At 65.3% G+C, this 17,973-nt stretch carries 15 protein-coding genes and 1 tRNA gene; 10 read left to right on the forward strand and 6 right to left on the reverse strand.

Features of this window, described 5'->3' with window-relative positions; genetic code table 11:
• The first annotated feature begins 59 nt into the window (after positions 1 to 59).
• Positions 60 to 275 (forward strand): hypothetical protein, encoded by a 216-nt coding sequence (locus EC845_RS00085; RefSeq protein WP_123295199.1) that lies wholly within the window; start codon positions 60 to 62, stop codon positions 273 to 275.
• A gap of 534 nt (positions 276 to 809) precedes the next feature.
• Here the strand turns inward: EC845_RS00085 and EC845_RS00090 are convergent.
• The 3 genes from EC845_RS00090 to serS all read right to left on the reverse strand — a co-directional run bounded on the left by EC845_RS00090 (position 810) and on the right by serS (position 3,215).
• Positions 810 to 1,316 (reverse strand): GAF domain-containing protein, encoded by a 507-nt coding sequence (locus EC845_RS00090; RefSeq protein ID WP_123295200.1) that lies wholly within the window; start codon positions 1,314 to 1,316, stop codon positions 810 to 812.
• Between the two features lie 440 nt (positions 1,317 to 1,756).
• Positions 1,757 to 1,846 (reverse strand) — tRNA-Ser (locus EC845_RS00100).
• Between the two features lie 52 nt (positions 1,847 to 1,898).
• A complete protein-coding gene (serS, locus tag EC845_RS00105) occupies positions 1,899 to 3,215 on the reverse strand; it encodes a serine--tRNA ligase (RefSeq protein WP_123295201.1) in 1,317 nt (438 codons plus the stop codon).
• Between the two features lie 127 nt (positions 3,216 to 3,342).
• Here serS and EC845_RS00110 point away from each other — a divergent pair, with 127 nt between their 5' ends.
• Genes EC845_RS00110 through tolA form a run of 9 tightly spaced genes read left to right on the forward strand, consistent with a single transcriptional unit; the run spans position 3,343 to position 10,286 of the window.
• On the forward strand, positions 3,343 to 4,008 hold the full coding sequence (locus EC845_RS00110) for a riboflavin synthase (protein WP_123295202.1): 666 nt from the start codon (positions 3,343 to 3,345) through the stop codon (positions 4,006 to 4,008).
• On the forward strand, positions 4,005 to 5,144 hold the full coding sequence (gene ribBA / locus EC845_RS00115) for a bifunctional 3,4-dihydroxy-2-butanone-4-phosphate synthase/GTP cyclohydrolase II (protein ID WP_123295203.1): 1,140 nt from the start codon (positions 4,005 to 4,007) through the stop codon (positions 5,142 to 5,144). Before EC845_RS00110 ends, ribBA begins: the two co-directional genes overlap by 4 nt.
• Before the next feature lie 47 nt (positions 5,145 to 5,191).
• Positions 5,192 to 5,650, forward strand: coding sequence for a 6,7-dimethyl-8-ribityllumazine synthase (ribH, locus tag EC845_RS00120; RefSeq protein WP_123295204.1), 459 nt, complete (start codon positions 5,192 to 5,194; stop codon positions 5,648 to 5,650).
• A gap of 59 nt (positions 5,651 to 5,709) precedes the next feature.
• Positions 5,710 to 6,246, forward strand: a complete 537-nt coding sequence (nusB, locus tag EC845_RS00125) for a transcription antitermination factor NusB (protein ID WP_123295205.1) — start codon at positions 5,710 to 5,712, stop codon at positions 6,244 to 6,246.
• 10 nt (positions 6,247 to 6,256) lie between these two features.
• Positions 6,257 to 7,441, forward strand: a complete 1,185-nt coding sequence (locus tag EC845_RS00130; protein WP_123295308.1) for a pyridoxal phosphate-dependent aminotransferase — start codon at positions 6,257 to 6,259, stop codon at positions 7,439 to 7,441.
• Entirely contained in the window at positions 7,438 to 7,872 is a 435-nt protein-coding gene (gene ybgC, locus EC845_RS00135; RefSeq protein WP_123295206.1) for a tol-pal system-associated acyl-CoA thioesterase, read from the forward strand. The genes EC845_RS00130 and ybgC overlap by 4 nt, the downstream gene beginning before the upstream one ends.
• Before the next feature lie 40 nt (positions 7,873 to 7,912).
• Complete coding sequence (gene tolQ / locus EC845_RS00140; protein ID WP_123295207.1) at positions 7,913 to 8,629, forward strand: protein TolQ; 717 nt, start codon at positions 7,913 to 7,915, stop codon at positions 8,627 to 8,629.
• A 1-nt stretch (position 8,630) separates the two neighbouring features.
• Entirely contained in the window at positions 8,631 to 9,095 is a 465-nt protein-coding gene (locus tag EC845_RS00145; protein WP_123295208.1) for a biopolymer transporter ExbD, read from the forward strand.
• Between the two features lie 45 nt (positions 9,096 to 9,140).
• The gene (gene tolA / locus EC845_RS00150; protein ID WP_123295209.1) at positions 9,141 to 10,286 is read left to right on the forward strand and encodes a cell envelope integrity protein TolA; all 1,146 of its coding nucleotides are present in this window, start codon (positions 9,141 to 9,143) and stop codon (positions 10,284 to 10,286) included.
• Between the two features lie 180 nt (positions 10,287 to 10,466).
• Here the strand turns inward: tolA and mtlD are convergent, their stop codons facing one another.
• The 3 genes from mtlD to dnaE all read right to left on the reverse strand — a co-directional run bounded on the left by mtlD (position 10,467) and on the right by dnaE (position 17,897).
• A complete protein-coding gene (mtlD, locus tag EC845_RS00155) occupies positions 10,467 to 12,677 on the reverse strand; it encodes a bifunctional mannitol-1-phosphate dehydrogenase/phosphatase (protein WP_123295210.1) in 2,211 nt (736 codons plus the stop codon).
• A 425-nt stretch (positions 12,678 to 13,102) separates the two neighbouring features.
• Positions 13,103 to 14,341: a DUF418 domain-containing protein gene (locus EC845_RS00160; protein WP_233597875.1), complete on the reverse strand. Its 1,239-nt coding sequence runs from the start codon at positions 14,339 to 14,341 to the stop codon at positions 13,103 to 13,105.
• Position 14,342: 1 nt separating this feature from the next.
• Complete coding sequence (gene dnaE, locus EC845_RS00165; RefSeq protein WP_123295212.1) at positions 14,343 to 17,897, reverse strand: DNA polymerase III subunit alpha; 3,555 nt, start codon at positions 17,895 to 17,897, stop codon at positions 14,343 to 14,345.
• Between the last annotated feature and the right edge of the window lie 76 nt (positions 17,898 to 17,973).

Raw genomic sequence — 17,973 nt, forward strand, 5'->3', positions numbered from 1 at the left:
AATACTTGACCACCTGTCAGACAAATTTCACACTCTCTTACAAAGAAGGAGAGCGTGTCATGGTGTCGTTCAAGCTGCCACAAAAGCAGGACGTCGAGTATTTACGCGTCGCCCGGCCCCTGTGGGCCAAGCTGTTCTTCAGCCGCCGGCGGATGTTCAAGTGCGTGCCCACCGGCGATCTGATTCTGGTCAGACCGGAATTGATCGACGAGGCCGAGATGCGGTCACGTCAGGCGCGTGCCGCCCAATTCATCCTGCAGTCCCGCCAAGCTTGATACGGGCTTTGGAGGCGAGACTGGGTGTGGGTCGTCCAAGCAGGCCTTGACCCCGCGCAGAGCCGACGAGAGCAGCGGGCCGTCCGAATGGAGGAGACTAGTGCACAAAAAGGCTCTTGGTGACGTCGTACATCATCCACAGCAAATAACAGAGTCCCACACCCAGACAGATCCATCCCGCCAAATTGATCATAAAAAGCTCTTTGTTGTTTTGGGTCGCCGATTTCATAAGTAGGACGAATCCTACGCCACCTGCCATCCTGGCCACCCCCTCCCCGGAGGGGGCCGACTGCCCCCGTCATGTGGCGCCGCCCGAATCTCGCGTAAGGGCTCGTCGACCGGCTCGTCCCAGGATCAAGAAAGAGGGGTGCTGCACAAGGCCCGGGCGCCATGACGGCGGCCACGATGTGAACGCGTTTGGTGCTCATGGATCTGCCGCATCGAGATGCAGTGCATGCCAGAGAGCATTCAGACCGCCGAAGCCTTGAGAAAGCCCTCGCATTGAGGGCTTCGTCGTTCAGCCGGCCATGCGGATCAAGCCAGGTACATGTGCTCCCGACCAGGGTCGGCGGCAGAGGCGATCATCGAAGCGGCTGTGCGGAAAAACTGATACTGGGTGCAGTCCGGCCCCGGCTGCGGCACCAAGTCAGCAAAACAGATAATGCCGAACATCTTGTTGTTGCCCGTGCGCATCGGCATGCCGACATAACTCCGATAGAGATCCCGGTAGCGCGATTTCTGAACCCGTGAATCCTTCAGTGAATCTGTAATGACCAATGAGCCATTGATCATCGCCAGCTCGCAGTAGCTCCCGATGAACCCGGATGGTGCCATGTCCGAAGCACACAGAACGCCCTCTTTATCGATGAGGTACTCGGCCTCGAATTCCATCCCGCGCAACACGGAGAACACCGTGAATCGGTGAGGCAAGAACTGGCTGAGGTACTCCAATGCGGCACCAACAGATCGCCTGTTCAGCAGATCTTCCAGCTGCCAGATGGAGGGCAACTGCGGCACGTCTACATGGCCAACGGCATCCATTCTGACTCCTACACATAGTCATTTATATTTACTTTATCAGTTAGCGAGGCAGAGCGTGCAACATATCGTACAAGTTGCTTCTCGGGGAAACCCGTAGTCAAGCAGGCGATTCGGATGATCGTCGCGATGCTGATCGCAATCGCAGTTGTAACGATTGCCGTCCTTTGCGTAAAACATACGCATCCGGTCAGTCGAATACACGCTGCCGTTGCGCGCGGCATGCATGCGCCAAGTCTCAGCGCGTGAACTCCGGCGTGGACCTGCTCACGGCAGACGCAATCCTCGGCCACCTGGACGCGGTCGGCAAAACGGTAGAGTAACCTAGGCCACCGACACGCTGGCCGATGCCATCAAGTTGATCGGCTGAGAAACCTCGACCAAGAACAAAAAAAGAGCCGTATAGCTCTATCGTTCTGATAGCGTCTATACGGCTCTTGGCTTGGCGGAGAGGGTGGGATTCGAACCCACGGTACGTTTGCACGTACGCCTGATTTCGAGTCAGGTACATTCGACCACTCTGCCACCTCTCCTGGTGTGTTTGCCTTGTGGTCAAGCAAGACTGAAAGTATAGCAGCTATTTTTTCAGTTTTTGGCTTCGAGGCGTTCGATACCGCCCATGTAGGGGCGCAGCGCATCGGGAATGGTCACGCTGCCGTCGGCGTTCTGATAGTTCTCGAGCACGGCCACCAGGGTGCGGCCCACGGCAAGGCCAGAACCGTTGAGGGTGTGCACGAACTCGTTCTTGCCTTGCGCGTTCTTGAAACGGGTCTGCATGCGGCGCGCCTGGAAGGCCTCGCAGTTGGAGACCGAGCTGATCTCGCGGTAGGTGTTCTGCGCGGGCAGCCACACTTCGAGGTCATAGGTCTTGCTGGCACCGAAACCCATGTCGCCGGTGCACAAGGCGACCACGCGGTACGGCAGGCCCAGCTTCTGCAGCACGGCCTCGGCATGGCCGACCATGGCTTCCAGGGCCTCGTAGCTGTGGTCGGGATGGGTGATCTGCACCATCTCGACCTTGTCGAACTGATGCTGGCGGATCATGCCGCGGGTGTCGCGGCCATAGGCACCGGCTTCCGAACGGAAACAAGGCGTGTGGGCCGTGAGCTTGAGCGGCAGCTGGCTTTCCTGCAGCAGGTCGCCGCGCACGGTGTTGGTCAGCGAGACCTCGGCCGTGGGAATCAGATAGAGGGACTCGCCCTGCCCTTCCTGGCCGCCTTTCTTGACGGCGAACAGGTCTTCCTCGAACTTGGGCAACTGGCCCGTGCCGCGCAGGCTGTCGGCGTTGACGATGTAAGGTGTGTAGTGCTCGGTGTAGCCGTGCTCGTCGGTCTGCAGATCGAGCATGAACTGCGCCAGCGCGCGGTGCAGACGGGCCATGCCCGCCCGCATCACCGTGAAACGTGCGCCCGTGAGCTTGGCACCGGTCTCGGCATCGAGGCCCAGGGGCTGGCCGACGTCGACATGGTCCTTGGCGGCGAAGCCCAGAGGCTGGGGATCGCTGCCGTTGGGGCTCCAGCGGCGGACTTCGAGATTGGCGCTTTCATCCGCGCCCACCGGCACGCTCTCGTGCGGCAGGTTGGGCACGGCCTGCAGGATGGCGAGCAGCTCGGCCTGGATCGCCTCGTTGCGGCTGCCGGCGACTTCCAGCTCCGTCTTGAGTGCGGCCACCTGGGCCAGCAGATCGTCGGCCGGCTCACCCTTGGACTTGCGCTGGCCCACCTCCTTGGACAGCCGGTTGCGCGTGGCCTGCAGGTCTTCGCTGCGCGTCTGGATGGTCTTGCGCTCGGCTTCGAGCGTCTTGAAACCTTCAACGTCGAGGAAAGCCTGGGGATTTTTTCTGGCCTGCAGGCGCGCGACCACGCCGTCGAGGTCTTTTCTGAGGAGGTTGATGTCTAGCATGCGGCGATTCTAGGGCGATTCACAGGGCGCTTCGGCCCAGTCGCTGCAGCCGTGCAACAGACTGTTTTGGGGGCCGCATGCCCCTGCGGCTCGCTACGGGGGAGAAACCCTGCGAAAATGGCGCCCTATGTTCACCGGCATCATCACCGGCGTGGGGCGTATCGCCGTCGTCCACGACCTGGGTAGCTCTTTTCAGTACGGCAAGCAACTCACCATCGAGGCGCCCGCCGGCTATCTCGACGACGTCGCCCTGGGCGACAGCATCGCGCTCAACGGCGCGTGCATGACGGTGACCACGTTCGATGCGGCGCTCGGCCGCTTCACGATCGATATTTCGGCGGAATCCCTCGACAAGACGGCGGGCCTGGACCAGACCGGCCCCGTCAACCTCGAAAAGGCATTGCGGGCCCACGACCGGCTGGGCGGGCATATCGTCTCGGGCCATGTCGACGGCATCGGTTCGGTGCAGCGTTTCGAGCAGGTCGGCGAAAGCCACGATCTGCGCATCACCTGCCCGCCCGCGCTGGCCAAGTTCCTGGCCTACAAGGGCTCGATCACGGTCAACGGCGTGAGCCTGACGGTCAACGCGGTCGAAGACCTGCCCGGCGATGCCGGCACCGTCATGTCCATCAACCTCATTCCCCACACGGTCGAGAACACCGCGCTCGGCAGCCTGACCGCAGGCAGCCGCGTCAACCTCGAGATCGACACCATTGCCCGCTATGTCGAGCGCATGCTGGCCTATACCGCCGCTGCGCAGAAGGCGGCCGTCCCTTCCCATTGCGTACCATGAACCCAGTCATTGACTCGCCCGTGCCGGCAGAAGCCTGCGCGATCTCGCCCGTCGAAGACATCGTCGCCGACATTCGCGCCGGGCGCATGGTCATCCTCGTCGACGAGGAAGACCGCGAGAACGAAGGCGATCTCATCATCGCCGCCGACCACGTCACCCCCGAAGCCATCAACTTCATGGCCCGCCATGCACGGGGGCTGATCTGCCTGACGCTTTCGCGCGAGATGTGCGAACGCCTGCGCCTGCCCCCCATGACGCAGCGCAACGGCGCCAAGCACAGCACCGCCTTCACGGTGTCCATCGAAGCCGCCGAAGGCGTGACCACCGGCATCTCGGCCGCAGACCGCGCGCGCACCGTGCAGGCCGCGGTGGCCCGCGATGCCCGGGCCGAAGACCTGGTCCAGCCCGGTCACATCTTTCCGCTGCAGGCCGTCGACGGCGGCGTACTGATGCGCGCCGGCCACACCGAAGCCGGCAGCGATCTGGCCCGCATGGCCGGCTGCAGCCCGGCATCGGTGATCTGCGAAGTGATGAACGACGACGGCACCATGGCCCGCCTGCCCGACCTTCGCCTGTTCGCCGCCCAGCACGGCCTGAAGATCGGCACCATCGCCGATCTCATCGAGTACCGCAGCCGCCACGAATCCCTGATCGAACGCGTGAGCAGCCGCACGATCGAAACGCATTGGGGCCAGTTCGTGGCCCACGCCTACCAGGACCGCCCCGGCCAGAACGTGCATCTGGCGCTGGTGCACGGCACCTGGGACGAGCAGGACGTCGTGCCGGTGCGTGTGCACGAGCCGCTGTCGGTGCTCGACGCCCTCGAAGTCAACCGCTCGATGCACTCGTGGAGCCTCGACTCCAGCCTGTCCCACATCGCCCGGCACGGTCAGGGCGTGGCCATCCTGCTGAACTGCGGCGAGAGCGCCGAGCAGTTGCTGTCGCAGTTCGCCGGCACGGCCCAGGCCGCGCACGCGCCGGTGCGTGGCGCCACCGATCTGCGCACCTACGGCACCGGCGCCCAGATCCTGCGCGATTGTGGCGTGCGCCGCATGCAGCTCATGGGCACGCCGCGCCGCATGCCCAGCATGGTCGGCTACGGCCTCGAGATCGTCGGCCACATCGAACAGGCCTGAGGCTGCCGCCTCATCGCCCCCATCAGTTTTATCAAGGATCTACCCCCATGTTGGATGCAGACAAAGGCCAGACGGGCGCCCTCGATGGACGCGGCCGGCGCATCGGCATCGTCCAGGCCCGCTTCAATGCAGGCATCACCGACGCCTTGCTGCAAGCCTGCCGCAGCGAATTGATCGGGCTGGGCGTCGCCGAGACCGACATCGAGGTCGTGCAAGTGCCCGGCGCCCTCGAGGTGCCGCTGGCCCTGCAGGCCCTGGCTCGCCGCAAGCGCTACGATGCGCTGGTCGCACTGGGCTGCATCATCCGCGGCGAGACCTACCATTTCGAGCTGGTCGCCAACGAATCGGGTGCAGGCGTGACCCGGGTCGGACTCGACCACCACCTGCCCATCGCCAACGTGATCCTGACCACCGAGAATCTCGAGCAGGCCGTCGCCCGCCAGGAAGAAAAAGGCCGCGACGCCGCCCGTGTGGTCCTCGAAATGGTCCAATTGCTGGCCGATTGAGCCCCCCTCCGGATTGCTACGACCCGTGCAATCCCCCACAGAATTCAAGAAGAACGTTTATGTCCGCTCCATCCGCCTCCCCCGCCAAGAAGAACACGCCTGCGCTGAGCAGCACCGGTGCCCGCAAGACCGCCAGCAAGCCGCCCCGCAGCCGCGCCCGCGAATTCGCGCTGCAGGCGCTCTACCAATACCTGGTCGGCGGCAACAGCATCGAGTCCGTGGATGCGTTCACGCGTGACCTCTCCGGTTTCGGAAAGGCCGATTCGGTTCACTACGACGCCCTGCTCCACGGCTGCGTGCGCGAAGCCGCGGCACTCGACGCCGCCATCACGCCGCGCCTGGACCGCCCCATGGCCGAGATCTCGCCCATCGAACACGCGGTGCTGTGGATCGGCTCGTACGAATTCCTGTACTGCCTGGACGTGCCCTACCGTGTCGTCATCAACGAGTGCATCGAGCTGGCCAAGGCCTTCGGCGGCACCGACGGCCACAAGTACGTGAACGGCGTGCTGCACCAGCTCGCCGCCGTGCAGCGCCCGCACGAAGTGGCGGCCGACGCGGCCAAGGGCCACAGCGCCGCACCGGCATCGAACTGACCGCATGGCCATGCAGATTGCAGAACGCGCCCGGCGCGTGGAGCCGTTTTATGTGATGGAAATCGCCAAGGCGGCGGCAAAGCTCGCAGCCGAGGTCGCGCACACGGCGCGGCCGATGATCTTCCTCAATATCGGCGAACCCGACTTCACGGCACCCGAACGCGTGCGCCAGGCCGCCAAGCGCGCGGTGCACGAAGGCCACACCCAGTACACGCAGGCCACCGGCCTGCCGCGCCTGCGCGTGGCCATCAGCCATTGGTACCAGCAACGGTTCGGGGTGGCCATCGAGCCCTCCCGCATCGTCGTCACCTCGGGCGCCTCGGCGGCCCTGCAGTTGGCTTGCCTGGCGCTGGTCAATCCGGGCGACGAGATCCTGATGCCCGACCCGAGCTACCCCTGCAACCGGCAGTTCGTGCAGGCTGCGGATGGCACGGCCCGCCTGCTGCCCACCACGCCGGTCCAGCGTTTCCAGCTGTCGGCCAGCCAGGTCGAGCAGGCCTGGGGGCCGCGCACGCGGGGGGTGCTGCTGGCATCGCCCTCCAATCCGACGGGCACCTCCATCGCGGCGGACGAACTGGCAGCGATCCAGCGGGTGGTCGCCGAGCGCAACGGCATCACCATTGCCGACGAAATCTACCTGGGCCTGTCGCACGACGCGGCCTATGGCCAGACGGCGCTGGCACTGGGCGACCAGGTCGTGAGCATCAACAGCTTCTCGAAGTATTTCTGCATGACCGGCTGGCGGCTGGGCTGGCTGGTGGTGCCGCCCGAGGCCGTCGAGCCGGTCGAGCGGCTGGCCCAGCATCTGTTCATCTGCCCGAGCACCATCTCGCAGCATGCCGCGCTGGCGTGCTTCGAGCCCGAGTCGCTGGCCGAGTACGAACTGCGCCGCGAGGAGTTCAAGGCCCGCCGCGATTACTTCATCCCCGAGCTCAATCGCCTGGGCCTGACGGTACCGGTCACACCCGACGGCGCGTTCTACGCCTATGCCGACTGCAGCGCCGCCTGCGAACGCCTGGGCCTGGCCAGCAGTTGGGAATTCGCCTTCGAGGTCATGCGCCGCTGCCACGTGGTCATCACCCCGGGGCGCGATTTCGGCAGCGACTCGACCGCTCGCTACGTGCGGTTCTCGACCGCCAGCAGTATGGCGCACCTGCGCGAGGCCATCGCCCGGCTCGAGGAACTGCTGGCATGAGCGAGGCGCCGGACTTCAGTTGGCCCGTCCGCGTGTACTGGGAGGACACCGATGCCGGCGGCATCGTGTTCTACGCCAACTACCTGAAGTACTTCGAGCGGGCCCGCACCGAGTGGCTGCGCCACCGGGGCCAGGCTCAGCAGGCGCTCAAGGACCAGCACGGCGCCATGTTCGTGGTCACCGAATGCCAGTTGCGCTACCTACGGCCGGCCCGGCTCGACGACACGCTCGAAGTCACCGTGCAGTGCATCGAGACCGGCCGCGCCAGCCTGCTGCTGCGTCAGCAGACCTGGAAAACGCGGCCCGGCATCGAGGGCGGCAAGGAACTTTTGTGCGAAGGGACTGTCCGCATAGGCTGGGTGGATGCCTATTCGATGCGGCCCTCGCGCCTGCCGGCGAGCGTCCTGGCGTCGCTGGACCTGAATTGCTGACATCATCCACACCACATTATTTGATTTACCGAGGACATCCATGAATAACGACATGTCGATACTGCACCTGGTGCTCAACGCGAGCTGGGTGGTGCAGTTTGTGATGCTGTTGCTGCTGGTGGTTTCCGTGGCCAGTTGGGCCGCCATCTTCCGCAAGCATTTCTCGCTGCGCCGCATCAACGCGGACAACGACGAGTTCGAAGACATGTTCTGGTCGGGCACCAGTCTCAACGAGCTGTACGCCAGCTCGGTGCGCCACGCCAACAAGGGCGCACCGCTCGAACGCATCTTCGCCAGCGGCATGCGCGAGTACCAGAAGCTGCGCGAGCGCCGCATCACCGACTCGGGCGCCCTGCTCGACGGCTCGCGCCGTGCCATGCGTGCAAGCCTGCAGCGCGAGCTCGATGCGGCCGAATCCAACATGTCCTTCCTGGCCACGGTGGGCTCGGTGTCGCCCTATGTGGGCCTGTTCGGCACCGTCTGGGGCGTGATGCATGCCTTCACGGGCCTGTCCTCGCTCGAGCAGGTCACGCTGGCCTCCGTCGCTCCCGGCATCGCCGAAGCCCTGGTGGCCACTGCGATCGGCCTGTTCGCAGCCATCCCGGCCGTGACCGCCTACAACCGCTTCGCACGCGACGTCGACCGCATCGCCACGCGCCTGGACACCTTCATCGAAGAGTTCTCCAACATCCTGCAACGCAACCTGGGTGCCGCGCCCGGCGCGCCCGCAGGCCAGATTTCGCCCCAAGGACACTGACATGGCAGGCGTCGCCAACCGCGGCCGAGGCCGCCGCAGCATGAACGAGATCAACATGGTCCCGTTCATCGACGTGATGCTGGTGCTGCTCATCATCTTCATGGTGACGGCTCCGCTGATCACGCCCAGCATGGTCAAGTTGCCGTCCATGGGCCAGGCCGCGCGCCAGCCCGACCGGGTGATCCAGGTCATCGTGCGCAAGAACGAGGCGCTGCAGATCAAGACCCGCGATGCCACGCAGTCGGTCAACATCAATACCCTGGCCAACGAGGTCAAGGCGGCACAGAGCGCGCCCATGGTGGCCCGCGACGGCACGCAAGGCGAGAGCCCCGACCCGAACAACGTGGCGGTCGTCATCAGTGCCGACCGCACGGTGCAGTACGAGTCCGTCGTCAAGGTGATGGACACGCTGCAGAAGGCCGGCATCCAACGCGTCGGCCTCTCGGTTCAGCTCGTCAACAACTGATGGGTGGCCCCGGCCCAGGCCCTGCCCTCGATCTAGCGATACCCTATGCAAAGCAACACTGAACGCCCGGCCTTCGTGCCGCCGGAACCGCCCGGCAGGCTGCGTTCGATCAGCCTGGCGATCGCAGCCCATCTGGCATTGGGCGCCATCCTGTATTTCGGCACGAACTGGCGGCTGAGCTCCGACCTGCCCTCGTTCGAGGCCGAGGTCTGGTCGAGCGTGCCGCAAGAGGCCGCACCGCCCGCGAGCTCGACCGCCCAGCCCGAGCCCAGTCCGCAGCCCCAGCCGCGCACGGCGCCGGAACCCACGCCGCCCCCGCCGCCGCCACCGCCCACGCCGACACCTGCGCCCGCACCGGTCCCCGTGCCGCCGCCTCCGCCGCCCCCCGCGCCGGCACCTGCCCCGACGCCCGCGCCGGAAGCACCGGACATCGCGTTGCAGCGCGAGCGCGAGAAAAAGGAGCAGGCCGAAAAGCAGGCCCGGATCGAAGAACAGGAACGCCAGCGCAAGCAGCAGCAAGCCGCGCAACAGGCTGAACAGCAGGCCCGTGAAAAGGCCGAGGCTCAGGCAAAGGCCAGGGCCGAAGCCCAGGCACAAGCCAAGGCCGACGCGGACGCCAAGGCCAAAGCCGAGGCGCAAGCCAAAGCGCAGGCCCAGGCCAAGGCAGACGCACAGGCCAAGGCCGAAGCGGATGCCAAGGCGAAGGCCGCTGCCGCAGCCGAAGCCAAGGCCAAGGCTGCGGAAGACGAAAAACGCAAGCAGGCGGCCGCCAAGGCTCAGGCCGAAAAAGAGGCCAAGGCCCAGGCCGCCCAGCAGGAAAAGGACCGTCAGGCCAACATCGCCCGCATGGCGGCTCTGGCCGGCGGTGCGAGCGGCTCGGGCAGCCCGGATTCGCGCGGCACGGCGGCGCAGTCTTCCGGCCCCTCGTCGAGCTACGGCGGCAAGGTCGCCGCGCGCGTCCGGCCCAACATCGTGTTCCCCGACAACATCGCCGGCAACCCGCGCGCCGAGGTCGAGGTGCGCACGGCCCCCGACGGCACCATCCTGGGACGCCGGCTGGTCCGCTCGAGCGGCAATACGGCCTGGGACGAGGCCGTGCTGCGCGCCGTCGACCGCACGCAGAGCCTGCCGCGCGACGAAGGCCGTCCGCCCCCTTCGCCCCTGGTCATCGGCTTCCGGCCGAACGACTGAGACCCGGGCACCGCGCCAGGCGGCCCGACGTGAAAAAGCCGGTACGGCCTTCGGGTCGTACCGGCTTTTTCGATTGCCCGACGGGCGACGCGAGCCACGCTCTTGACCGGCCGATCCAGCCCGGGCGGTCGTCGCCGCAGGCCCCGCCGCGCCGGGAAGACCGGCGCCGGTGCCCTCCGATCAAGCCGCTTCTCGTTGCCGTTCGCGACCGGCCGAAGCGCGTGCGGCCCGCGGCGACAGCGGCCAGTTCCAGTACTCGCCATCGACCGTCGCCGCCAGCCGTTCGAAGTGCGACGAGATGCCCGCGATCAGTTGGCGATCGCGTGCGGGGTCGAGGCCCAGATACGGCTTGCCGCCATAGTTGCCGCTGTAGGTCAACACATCGTCGATGGACGACGACACCGCATACAGCTCGCGGATACGCTGGCTTTCCTTGTCGCCCGGGCCGGCCGCACGAATGGCATACAGCACGGCCAGCGCGGCGCCGAACTCGAGCGCCGGAGTCTCGATGCCGTGCTTGCGTGCCAATTCGATGCTGCCCAGGATGCGCTCGCGCCGCTGCAGCTTGCGCAGGGGATCGCGTCCGACACGGTCGCATGGATCCTTGAACGACGACTTGCAGCGCTCCATGAAGGTGTTGACGAAGCTGCGCACCACGTCCTTCATCTCGGGATGTTCGCGCAGCAGGGCCGGCTCGATCTCGTCGCGGATCACGCGGCTGACAAAGGCCGAAACACGCGCGTCGCCCATGCCACGGCCGATGGTGTCGTGACCCAGCAGGCTGGCGTACCAGGCCAGCATGGCGTGGGTACCGTTCCAGAGACGGTTCTTGATGGTCTGGATCTGGGCGATGTCGTCGACGGTACGGACCTGGCGCAGCCGCTCGAGCAAGGGGCTGCCTCGCTCGGCGTACAGCATCATGTCGGGCTCGCTGTTGAACAGGATCAGGTGCAGCGAGGCCAGCGCATTGGCCGGCTCGGCCGCCAGCCGCAGTTGCGTCACCATGCGGTCCAGATCGGACGGCTTGGGGCCCGCGGCCGCCGGGGCCCGAGACGTGCTGGAGAGGCTCTTCTGCACCCGAGCCAGCCGGCTCTGGAACATGGCCGACTTGATTCGGATCTGCCGCTGCAGCGACTCCTTGGAGAGCTTGGAGACGATGCGGCTCACCACGGTCTCGGCAAAGAACACCTTGTCCAGCACCTGGCGGGCCAGGGACTCGTCGGGCACCAGCGCCGCCAGCGCCTGCGACACATGACGACGCACGTAGGCACCGCCCTCCACCTTGTTGAGCACCACCAGGAGGGTGAGCTCGCGGCCGCTGCGCTCGAAACGCCTCAGCAGGCCCCGCGCGATGAGCCCTGCCTGCTGAACGATCGCCTGCTCGGGCAGGCTCAGACCGACGATTTCGCACGCGGCGTACATCTCCATCACCGCCTCGGCATCGGCCGTGTCGATGAGGCGGACATGTTCGATCGTCTGGTCGAAGGCGGCCGCACTGTAACGCACGCTGTATTTGCCGAAGGCATTCACCGCCTCGTGCAGCGACTTATTGCCGGTGGCCGCGATGATTTCACCGGGACGGGTATAACCGTCCCAGTGGGAGAATATCTGCGTGAGGTAACCGCCGCCAATGGCACCGAATCCATGAATACCGGCTTTCAGCTGGCTGCGGGTCTGCGGAAAGGCCTCGGTCAGGGCCGGCTCATTCATCTGCGGCGTACAGGCCATCAGATCCGACAGGAAATCCATCATGCTGGCGTAATCCTGGAAGGCCCGCGAGCGGATTTCCGGGCGCGGCGGCTTGATATCCAGCAGCAGAATCGCCTGGCCGCCCGACTGGACCGCCGACATCAAGCCGTTTTCCGAATCCTCGAACATCAGACATTCATCGGGCGCGCTGTTGAGTGCGCTGGCGGCACGCAGGAAGATCTCGGGATGGGGTTTGCCCTGCTCGACTTCGTCGCCACACACCGTGACGTCGAAGAACTTGAGCACATTGGCATTGATGAGGTATTCCTCGGCTATGGCGCGGCGGCTGGAGGTGGCCACGGCCATGGTCAGGCCGCTCTTGCGCAGGCGCTCGAGAACCTGCACCAGTCCCGGCTTGACCGGCACGCCGTGGCTGCGCACATGGGCCAGTTCGAGCTCGTCGGCCCGGCGGCGGATCTCGGCATAGGGGTACGTGTCGCCGTGGACGGACTTGGCCAGCTCCTCGGCCTTCCTGGCACTGAGGCCAAGCGAGCCGATCAGCACATCGTCCGTCAAGGGTTTGCCTGATAACTCCAGAGAAGCCTGCTTGAGTGTCTTGAACCTCAAACGCTCGGTATCGAACAGGGTGCCGTCCATGTCGAATATGGCGCTGCGAATATGCTTCTCTTTGAAGACGATCATGCAAATAAACCTTTCCTAGATTTGCAGTTTTCAATGAATCGAATGGAATCCGATAAGTCGTATAGTTGAATAATATGTTATGAATGCCGTATCAGGCAGAATCCGGCAGTCTAACATGCTGAGCGCAGCATGGCAAATCACCAGCCGGATCGGCAAATCTCGAGTCCAGAATCCGCACCGAATCCACGGCGATGCGCCACCCGAATCCCGCCCGTCGCCCGCAGGTTGCCGCACGAGGATCCGCCGGGATACACCCGATCGACGGGACGGAATCGGGCCTGTCGATGGTGCAATATGCACCAAGATGAAGTATTCATGCCGGCATCGAGGGAGTCCCTTATGCGGCCGAATCTCACGTGTTTCCCTGGGAAAACCGGCCGATATATGTCGCTGCATGGCACGGCATTCCCCCGGGATGGGGCAAGTTACGTGCCAGAACGCTTCAGGCGGGGCCAGGCGGCATGGGTGACGGCGCGCAGCAGCCATTCCACGGGGCCGTAGGCGTACTGCGACAGCCACCACCGGCTGGCCGCGCACTGGGCCGCAAAAATGGCAGCAGCCACCCCCAGCACGGCCAGCGGAGGCAAGCGGCCCATGAGGCCGAGCCCATAGCCGTAGAAGATGAAGGAACACAGCAGCGACTGCAGCAGATAGTTGCTCAGGGCCATGCGTCCGGCGGGTGCCAGGGCCGCCTGCAGACCGGTTCCGGCCCGGCCTCGAAGCAGCCGAATCAACACCAGGGCATAGCCGGTGCTCAAGAAGGGCGACGTCAGCAGCGCCAGGGCCAGGCCCGGCAGCACCCAGGGGCTGTCGTAGACCATCTGCGAGCTCAAGGCGTAGGCCGTGGCACCCGGCAGGCCGACCAGCAAGGCCGCCCAGGCCAGTCCGCGGACGGTGCGGGCGGCAGGCGGCGTGCGGGCCAGCCAGCCCTTGCGGGCCGCCGCGTAACCCAGCAGCATCAAGGCAAAGGCCGAGGGCGCCTGCAACGTGAGCACCAGAAGAACGGTGTTGCGCCACTCCATGACGCGTTGCGCGATCACCGATGCAACGGGGCCGCGAAACGCCTGTTCGGCCCGTTGCGCCTCTTGCAGCGCCGCCTGCAGGTCGGCGTCCATGCCGGCCCAGGCCAGCAAGGCACCCAGCAGGCCCCAGGCCAACACCGTGCCCAGCACAAGCACACAGGCCACCACCGCCATCTGCCGGTCGCTCCACCAGCGGCGAACCGCCAGCAGCATCAGTCCCAGCAGGCCATAGGTCAGCAGGATGTCGCCATGGAACAGAAAAACCGCGTTGGCCAACCCCAGCCCGCACAGGGCCAGATGCCGGCGCAACATGCGCGGCACCGGCGATCGGCCCGCACGCATCGCCGCCTGCTCCTGCAGATGGAAGCTGTAGCCGAACAGAAACGAAAACAGCAGGTAGAACTTGGTCTCGAACAACCAGGCCACGAGACCCAGCACGGCGCGATCGACCGCACCGTCGAAAGGGGGTGCGCCCAGCCCCAGGCCGTAATAGGCCGAGGCAAAGCTGCAGATGTTGACGACCAGGATGCCCAGCAGTGCAAAACCGCGCAGCACGTCGAGCTGCGCGATGCGGGCTCGGCCGGCAAGCGGGTCCTGTGCCCCATCCTGCTCCGGCGAGTGGGGCACGGAGGGGGACGGCACGTCAGGCCGTGATGTCGTAGACAATCTGGGCCGACCGCTGGTCCGCCTGCGCCATCCAGCTGGCCAGCGCGGCATCGGTGGGGTAGAACCGCGCCTGCTCGCCCAGCGCCAGCTCGACCTTGGCGCCGTGACGCTGAATGCTCAGCCGCACGGGCAGACCGCGCAGCAGTTCGCCCTGCTCCGTCTTTTCCTTGATGGCCGGGAACTCGCGCACCACCTGCGTCACATCCAGGTTCTGACCGTTGACCGCCACCCGCAAGAACTTGCCGAACCGGCAACGCGCGGTCGGCAGATCCCAGACCTGGTTGAGCGACACCCGCAGATTGCCGCCGCCCGAGAACCGGTCCGGCTGCGCCTTGCCCGTGAGGATGATCAACTCGTCGTCCTTGAGCAGATCGCGGTGCGCATTGATCATGGCCTCGTCGGCCGTGCACTCCACGGTGCCGGTCTTGTCGTCGAGCTTGAAGATCGCCAGCTTGCCGCGGTTGCCGTTGATCACCCGCAGGTCGGTCACGATGCCGGCCAGCATCTGCGGCTCGCGGCTGTCGATGAGATCCTCGATCTTGCGGCGTGCGAACTGGCGCACTTCGCGCTCGACCTCGTCGAACAGATGCCCCGAGAGGTAGAAGCCGACAGCGGTCTTTTCGTGCGTGAGACGCTCTTTCACGCCCCACGGCAAGGCGTCGATCAGCGGCGGCTCCTGGGTGCTCGAACCCACGGCGTCGTCGAACATGTCGAACAACCCGCCCTGGTTGGCGTTGGCCTCCTGGGTGATGGCGAATTCCCAGGCCAGATCCAGCGTCGCCAGCAGGCTGGCGCGGTTGAGCTCGATGGCATCGAACGCACCGGCCTTGATCAGGGCCTCGACCGTGCGCTTGTTGACCATGCGGCGATCGATGCGATTGGTGAAATCGAACAGCGACGTGAACGGGCCGGACTTCTCGCCTCCCGCGCCGCCGCCCCGCCCATCGCGCGCCGCGATGATGGCCTCGACGGCCTGCTGCCCGGTGCCCTTGACGGCGCCCAGGCCGTAACGGATCACCTTGTCGGAAACGGGCTCGAAACGGTAGCTGCCGCGGTTGACATCCGGCGGTTCGAAGCGGATGCCGAACTTCTGCGTGGCATCGGCGTACAGCACCTTGAGCTTGTCGGTGTTGTCCATTTCCACGGTCATGTTGCCGCAGTAGAACTCGGCCGTGAAATGCACCTTGAGCCAGCCGGTGTGATAGGCCAGCAGCGAGTAGGCGGCCGCGTGCGACTTGTTGAAGCCGTAGCCCGCGAACTTCTCCATCAAGTCGAAGACTTCGTCGGCTTTTTCGGTGCTCAGCCCGTTCTTGGCAGCCCCTTCGCGGAACAGCTCGCGGTGCTTGGCCATCTCCTCGACCTTCTTCTTGCCCATGGCGCGGCGAAGCAAGTCGGCGCCGCCCAGCGAGTAGCCGCCCAGCACCTGCGCGGTCTGCATCACCTGCTCTTGGTAGACCATGATGCCGTAGGTCTCGGCCAGGACTTTCTCGACCAGCGGATGCGGATACTCGACCTCTTCGCGGCCGTGCTTGCGGGCCACGAAGCTGGGGATCAGATCCATGGGGCCTGGCCGGTACAGCGCATTCAGTGCGATCAGGTCTTCGAGCCGGGTGGGACGCGCGTCGGTGAGCATGCGCTGCATGCCGACACTTTCAAACTGGAAGACGGCTTCGGTCTTGCCTTCCTGGAACAGCTTGTAGGTGGCCGCATCGTCGAGCGGAATCTTCTCGAAAGCGAAGTTTTCCTGGCCCTTGTGGCGCTTCATGATGAACTCGCGCGCGATCTCCAGGATGGTCAGCGTGGCCAGGCCCAAGAAGTCGAACTTGACCAGGCCCACGGCCTCGACGTCGTCCTTGTCGTACTGGCTCACGGCCGATTCGCTGCCGGGCTGCTGATAGAGCGGGCAGAAATCGGTGAGTTTGCCCGGCGCGATCAGCACCCCGCCGGCGTGCATGCCGATGTTGCGGGTCATGCCCTCGAGCTTCTGCGCCATCTCGATGAGCGTGCGCACTTCCTCTTCCTGTTCGATGCGCTCGGCCAGTTGCGGCTCCATCTCGATGGCGTAGTTGTTCTTGTCGCCTTCGATCTTGGCCTTGGGCGGGTACTGCAGCGTGACGTGCATGCCCGGCTTGTTGGGGATGAGCTTGGAGATGCCGTCGCAGAAGCCGTAGCTCATGTCCATGGCACGGCCGACGTCGCGGATGGCCGCACGCGCAGCCATGGTTCCGAAGGTGGCGATCTGGCTCACGGCGTTCTTGCCGTACTTGTCCTTGACGTAGTCGATGACGCGGTCGCGATTGCCCTGGCAGAAGTCGATGTCGAAGTCGGGCATCGAAACCCGCTCGGGGTTCAGGAAACGTTCGAACAGCAGGTTGTACTGCAGCGGATCGAGGTCGGTGATGAGCAGCACGTAGGCCACCAGCGAGCCGGCTCCCGACCCCCGGCCCGGCCCCACCGGGCAGCCGTTGCTCTTGGCCCAGCGGATGAAGTCCCCCACGATGAGGAAGTAGCCGGGGAAACCCATGTCGATGATGGTGTTGAGCTCGAACTCGAGCCGTTCGACATAGCGCGGACGCTGGGCCTCGCGCTCCTTCTCGTCGGCGTAGAGCAGCACCAGGCGCTCGTCCAGCCCGGCGTAGGAAAGCTCGCGGAAATACTGCGCCATCGGCATGGCGGTGCCGTCGGCCAGGATGGGCGTGGGAAAGTTGGGCAACTGCGGTTTGCCCAGCACCAGGCTCAGGCTGCAACGCTTGGCGATTTCGGCGGTGTTGGCGATCGCGCTGGGCAGATCCTTGAACAGCGCCTCCATCTCGGCCTGGCTCTTGTAGTACTGCTCGCGGGTGAAGCGGCGCACGCGCTTGGCATTGCCCAGCACTTCGCCCTCGGCGATGCAGACGCGCGTCTCGTGGGCGTCGTAGTCGTCCGGGCGGGCGAACTGGATGGGATGGGTGGCGACCAGCGGCAGGTGGTGGCGAGCGGCCAGTTGCGCGGTGGCACGGACCTGCGCTTCGTCGTCGGGGCGGCCGGCACGCTGCACCTCGAGGTAGAAGCGGTGCGGAAACCAGCTGGCGAACTGCAGCGCCGCATCGCGCGCCGCGCTGGTGTCGCCGCGCGAAAGCGCCTGGCCGACCGGCCCGGCACCCGCGCCCGACAGCAGGATCAGCCCGTCGTTGAGCTCCTGCAGCCATTCGTAGCAGACATAGGCCTGGTCGCGCAGCACATTGCGGGTCCAGGCCCGGGCCAGCAGCTCGGACAGGTTGAGATAACCCTGGCTGTTCTGCACCAGGAGAATGACCCGCGAGCCCTGCGACGCGCCCTCGGCCGGTTCGAGCTGGACTTCGGCCCCCAGGATGGGCTTGACGCCGCTGCCGCGTCCCTTCTTGTAGAACTTGACCGCCCCGAACAGGTTGTTGAAATCGGTGATGGCCAAGGCAGGCTGGCCGTCTTTGGCGGCCAGCTTGATCGCGTCGCCGATGCGTGTGGTGCCATCGATGACGGAAAACTCGGTATGCAAGCGCAAGTGGATGTACATCCCGGCATTGTAGGAAATCCCGTTGCCTTCCGCCGCTTCGCACCCCCGCCGCGCCGCAAAGGCCGGGCCGCATTGC

Source organism: Comamonas sp. BIGb0124 (assembly GCF_003752175.1).
In the GTDB taxonomy this organism is placed as follows: domain Bacteria; phylum Pseudomonadota; class Gammaproteobacteria; order Burkholderiales; family Burkholderiaceae_C; genus Comamonas_F.

What these genes read in the sequence shown, in the direction of transcription:
- serS (WP_123295201.1), bottom strand. Translation starts at nt 3,215, where the DNA reads ATGCTAGACATCAACCTCCTCAGAAAAGACCTCGACGGCGTGGTCGCG.
- mtlD (WP_123295210.1), bottom strand. Translation starts at nt 12,677, where the DNA reads ATGATCGTCTTCAAAGAGAAGCATATTCGCAGCGCCATATTCGACATG.
- tolQ (WP_123295207.1), top strand. Translation starts at nt 7,913, where the DNA reads ATGAATAACGACATGTCGATACTGCACCTGGTGCTCAACGCGAGCTGG.
- dnaE (WP_123295212.1), bottom strand. Translation starts at nt 17,897, where the DNA reads ATGTACATCCACTTGCGCTTGCATACCGAGTTTTCCGTCATCGATGGC.
- ribH (WP_123295204.1), top strand. Translation starts at nt 5,192, where the DNA reads ATGTTGGATGCAGACAAAGGCCAGACGGGCGCCCTCGATGGACGCGGC.
- EC845_RS00090 (WP_123295200.1), bottom strand. Translation starts at nt 1,316, where the DNA reads ATGGATGCCGTTGGCCATGTAGACGTGCCGCAGTTGCCCTCCATCTGG.
- nusB (WP_123295205.1), top strand. Translation starts at nt 5,710, where the DNA reads ATGTCCGCTCCATCCGCCTCCCCCGCCAAGAAGAACACGCCTGCGCTG.
- EC845_RS00110 (WP_123295202.1), top strand. Translation starts at nt 3,343, where the DNA reads ATGTTCACCGGCATCATCACCGGCGTGGGGCGTATCGCCGTCGTCCAC.
- EC845_RS00085 (WP_123295199.1), top strand. Translation starts at nt 60, where the DNA reads ATGGTGTCGTTCAAGCTGCCACAAAAGCAGGACGTCGAGTATTTACGC.
- EC845_RS00145 (WP_123295208.1), top strand. Translation starts at nt 8,631, where the DNA reads ATGGCAGGCGTCGCCAACCGCGGCCGAGGCCGCCGCAGCATGAACGAG.
- ybgC (WP_123295206.1), top strand. Translation starts at nt 7,438, where the DNA reads ATGAGCGAGGCGCCGGACTTCAGTTGGCCCGTCCGCGTGTACTGGGAG.
- ribBA (WP_123295203.1), top strand. Translation starts at nt 4,005, where the DNA reads ATGAACCCAGTCATTGACTCGCCCGTGCCGGCAGAAGCCTGCGCGATC.
- tolA (WP_123295209.1), top strand. Translation starts at nt 9,141, where the DNA reads ATGCAAAGCAACACTGAACGCCCGGCCTTCGTGCCGCCGGAACCGCCC.
- EC845_RS00130 (WP_123295308.1), top strand. Translation starts at nt 6,257, where the DNA reads ATGCAGATTGCAGAACGCGCCCGGCGCGTGGAGCCGTTTTATGTGATG.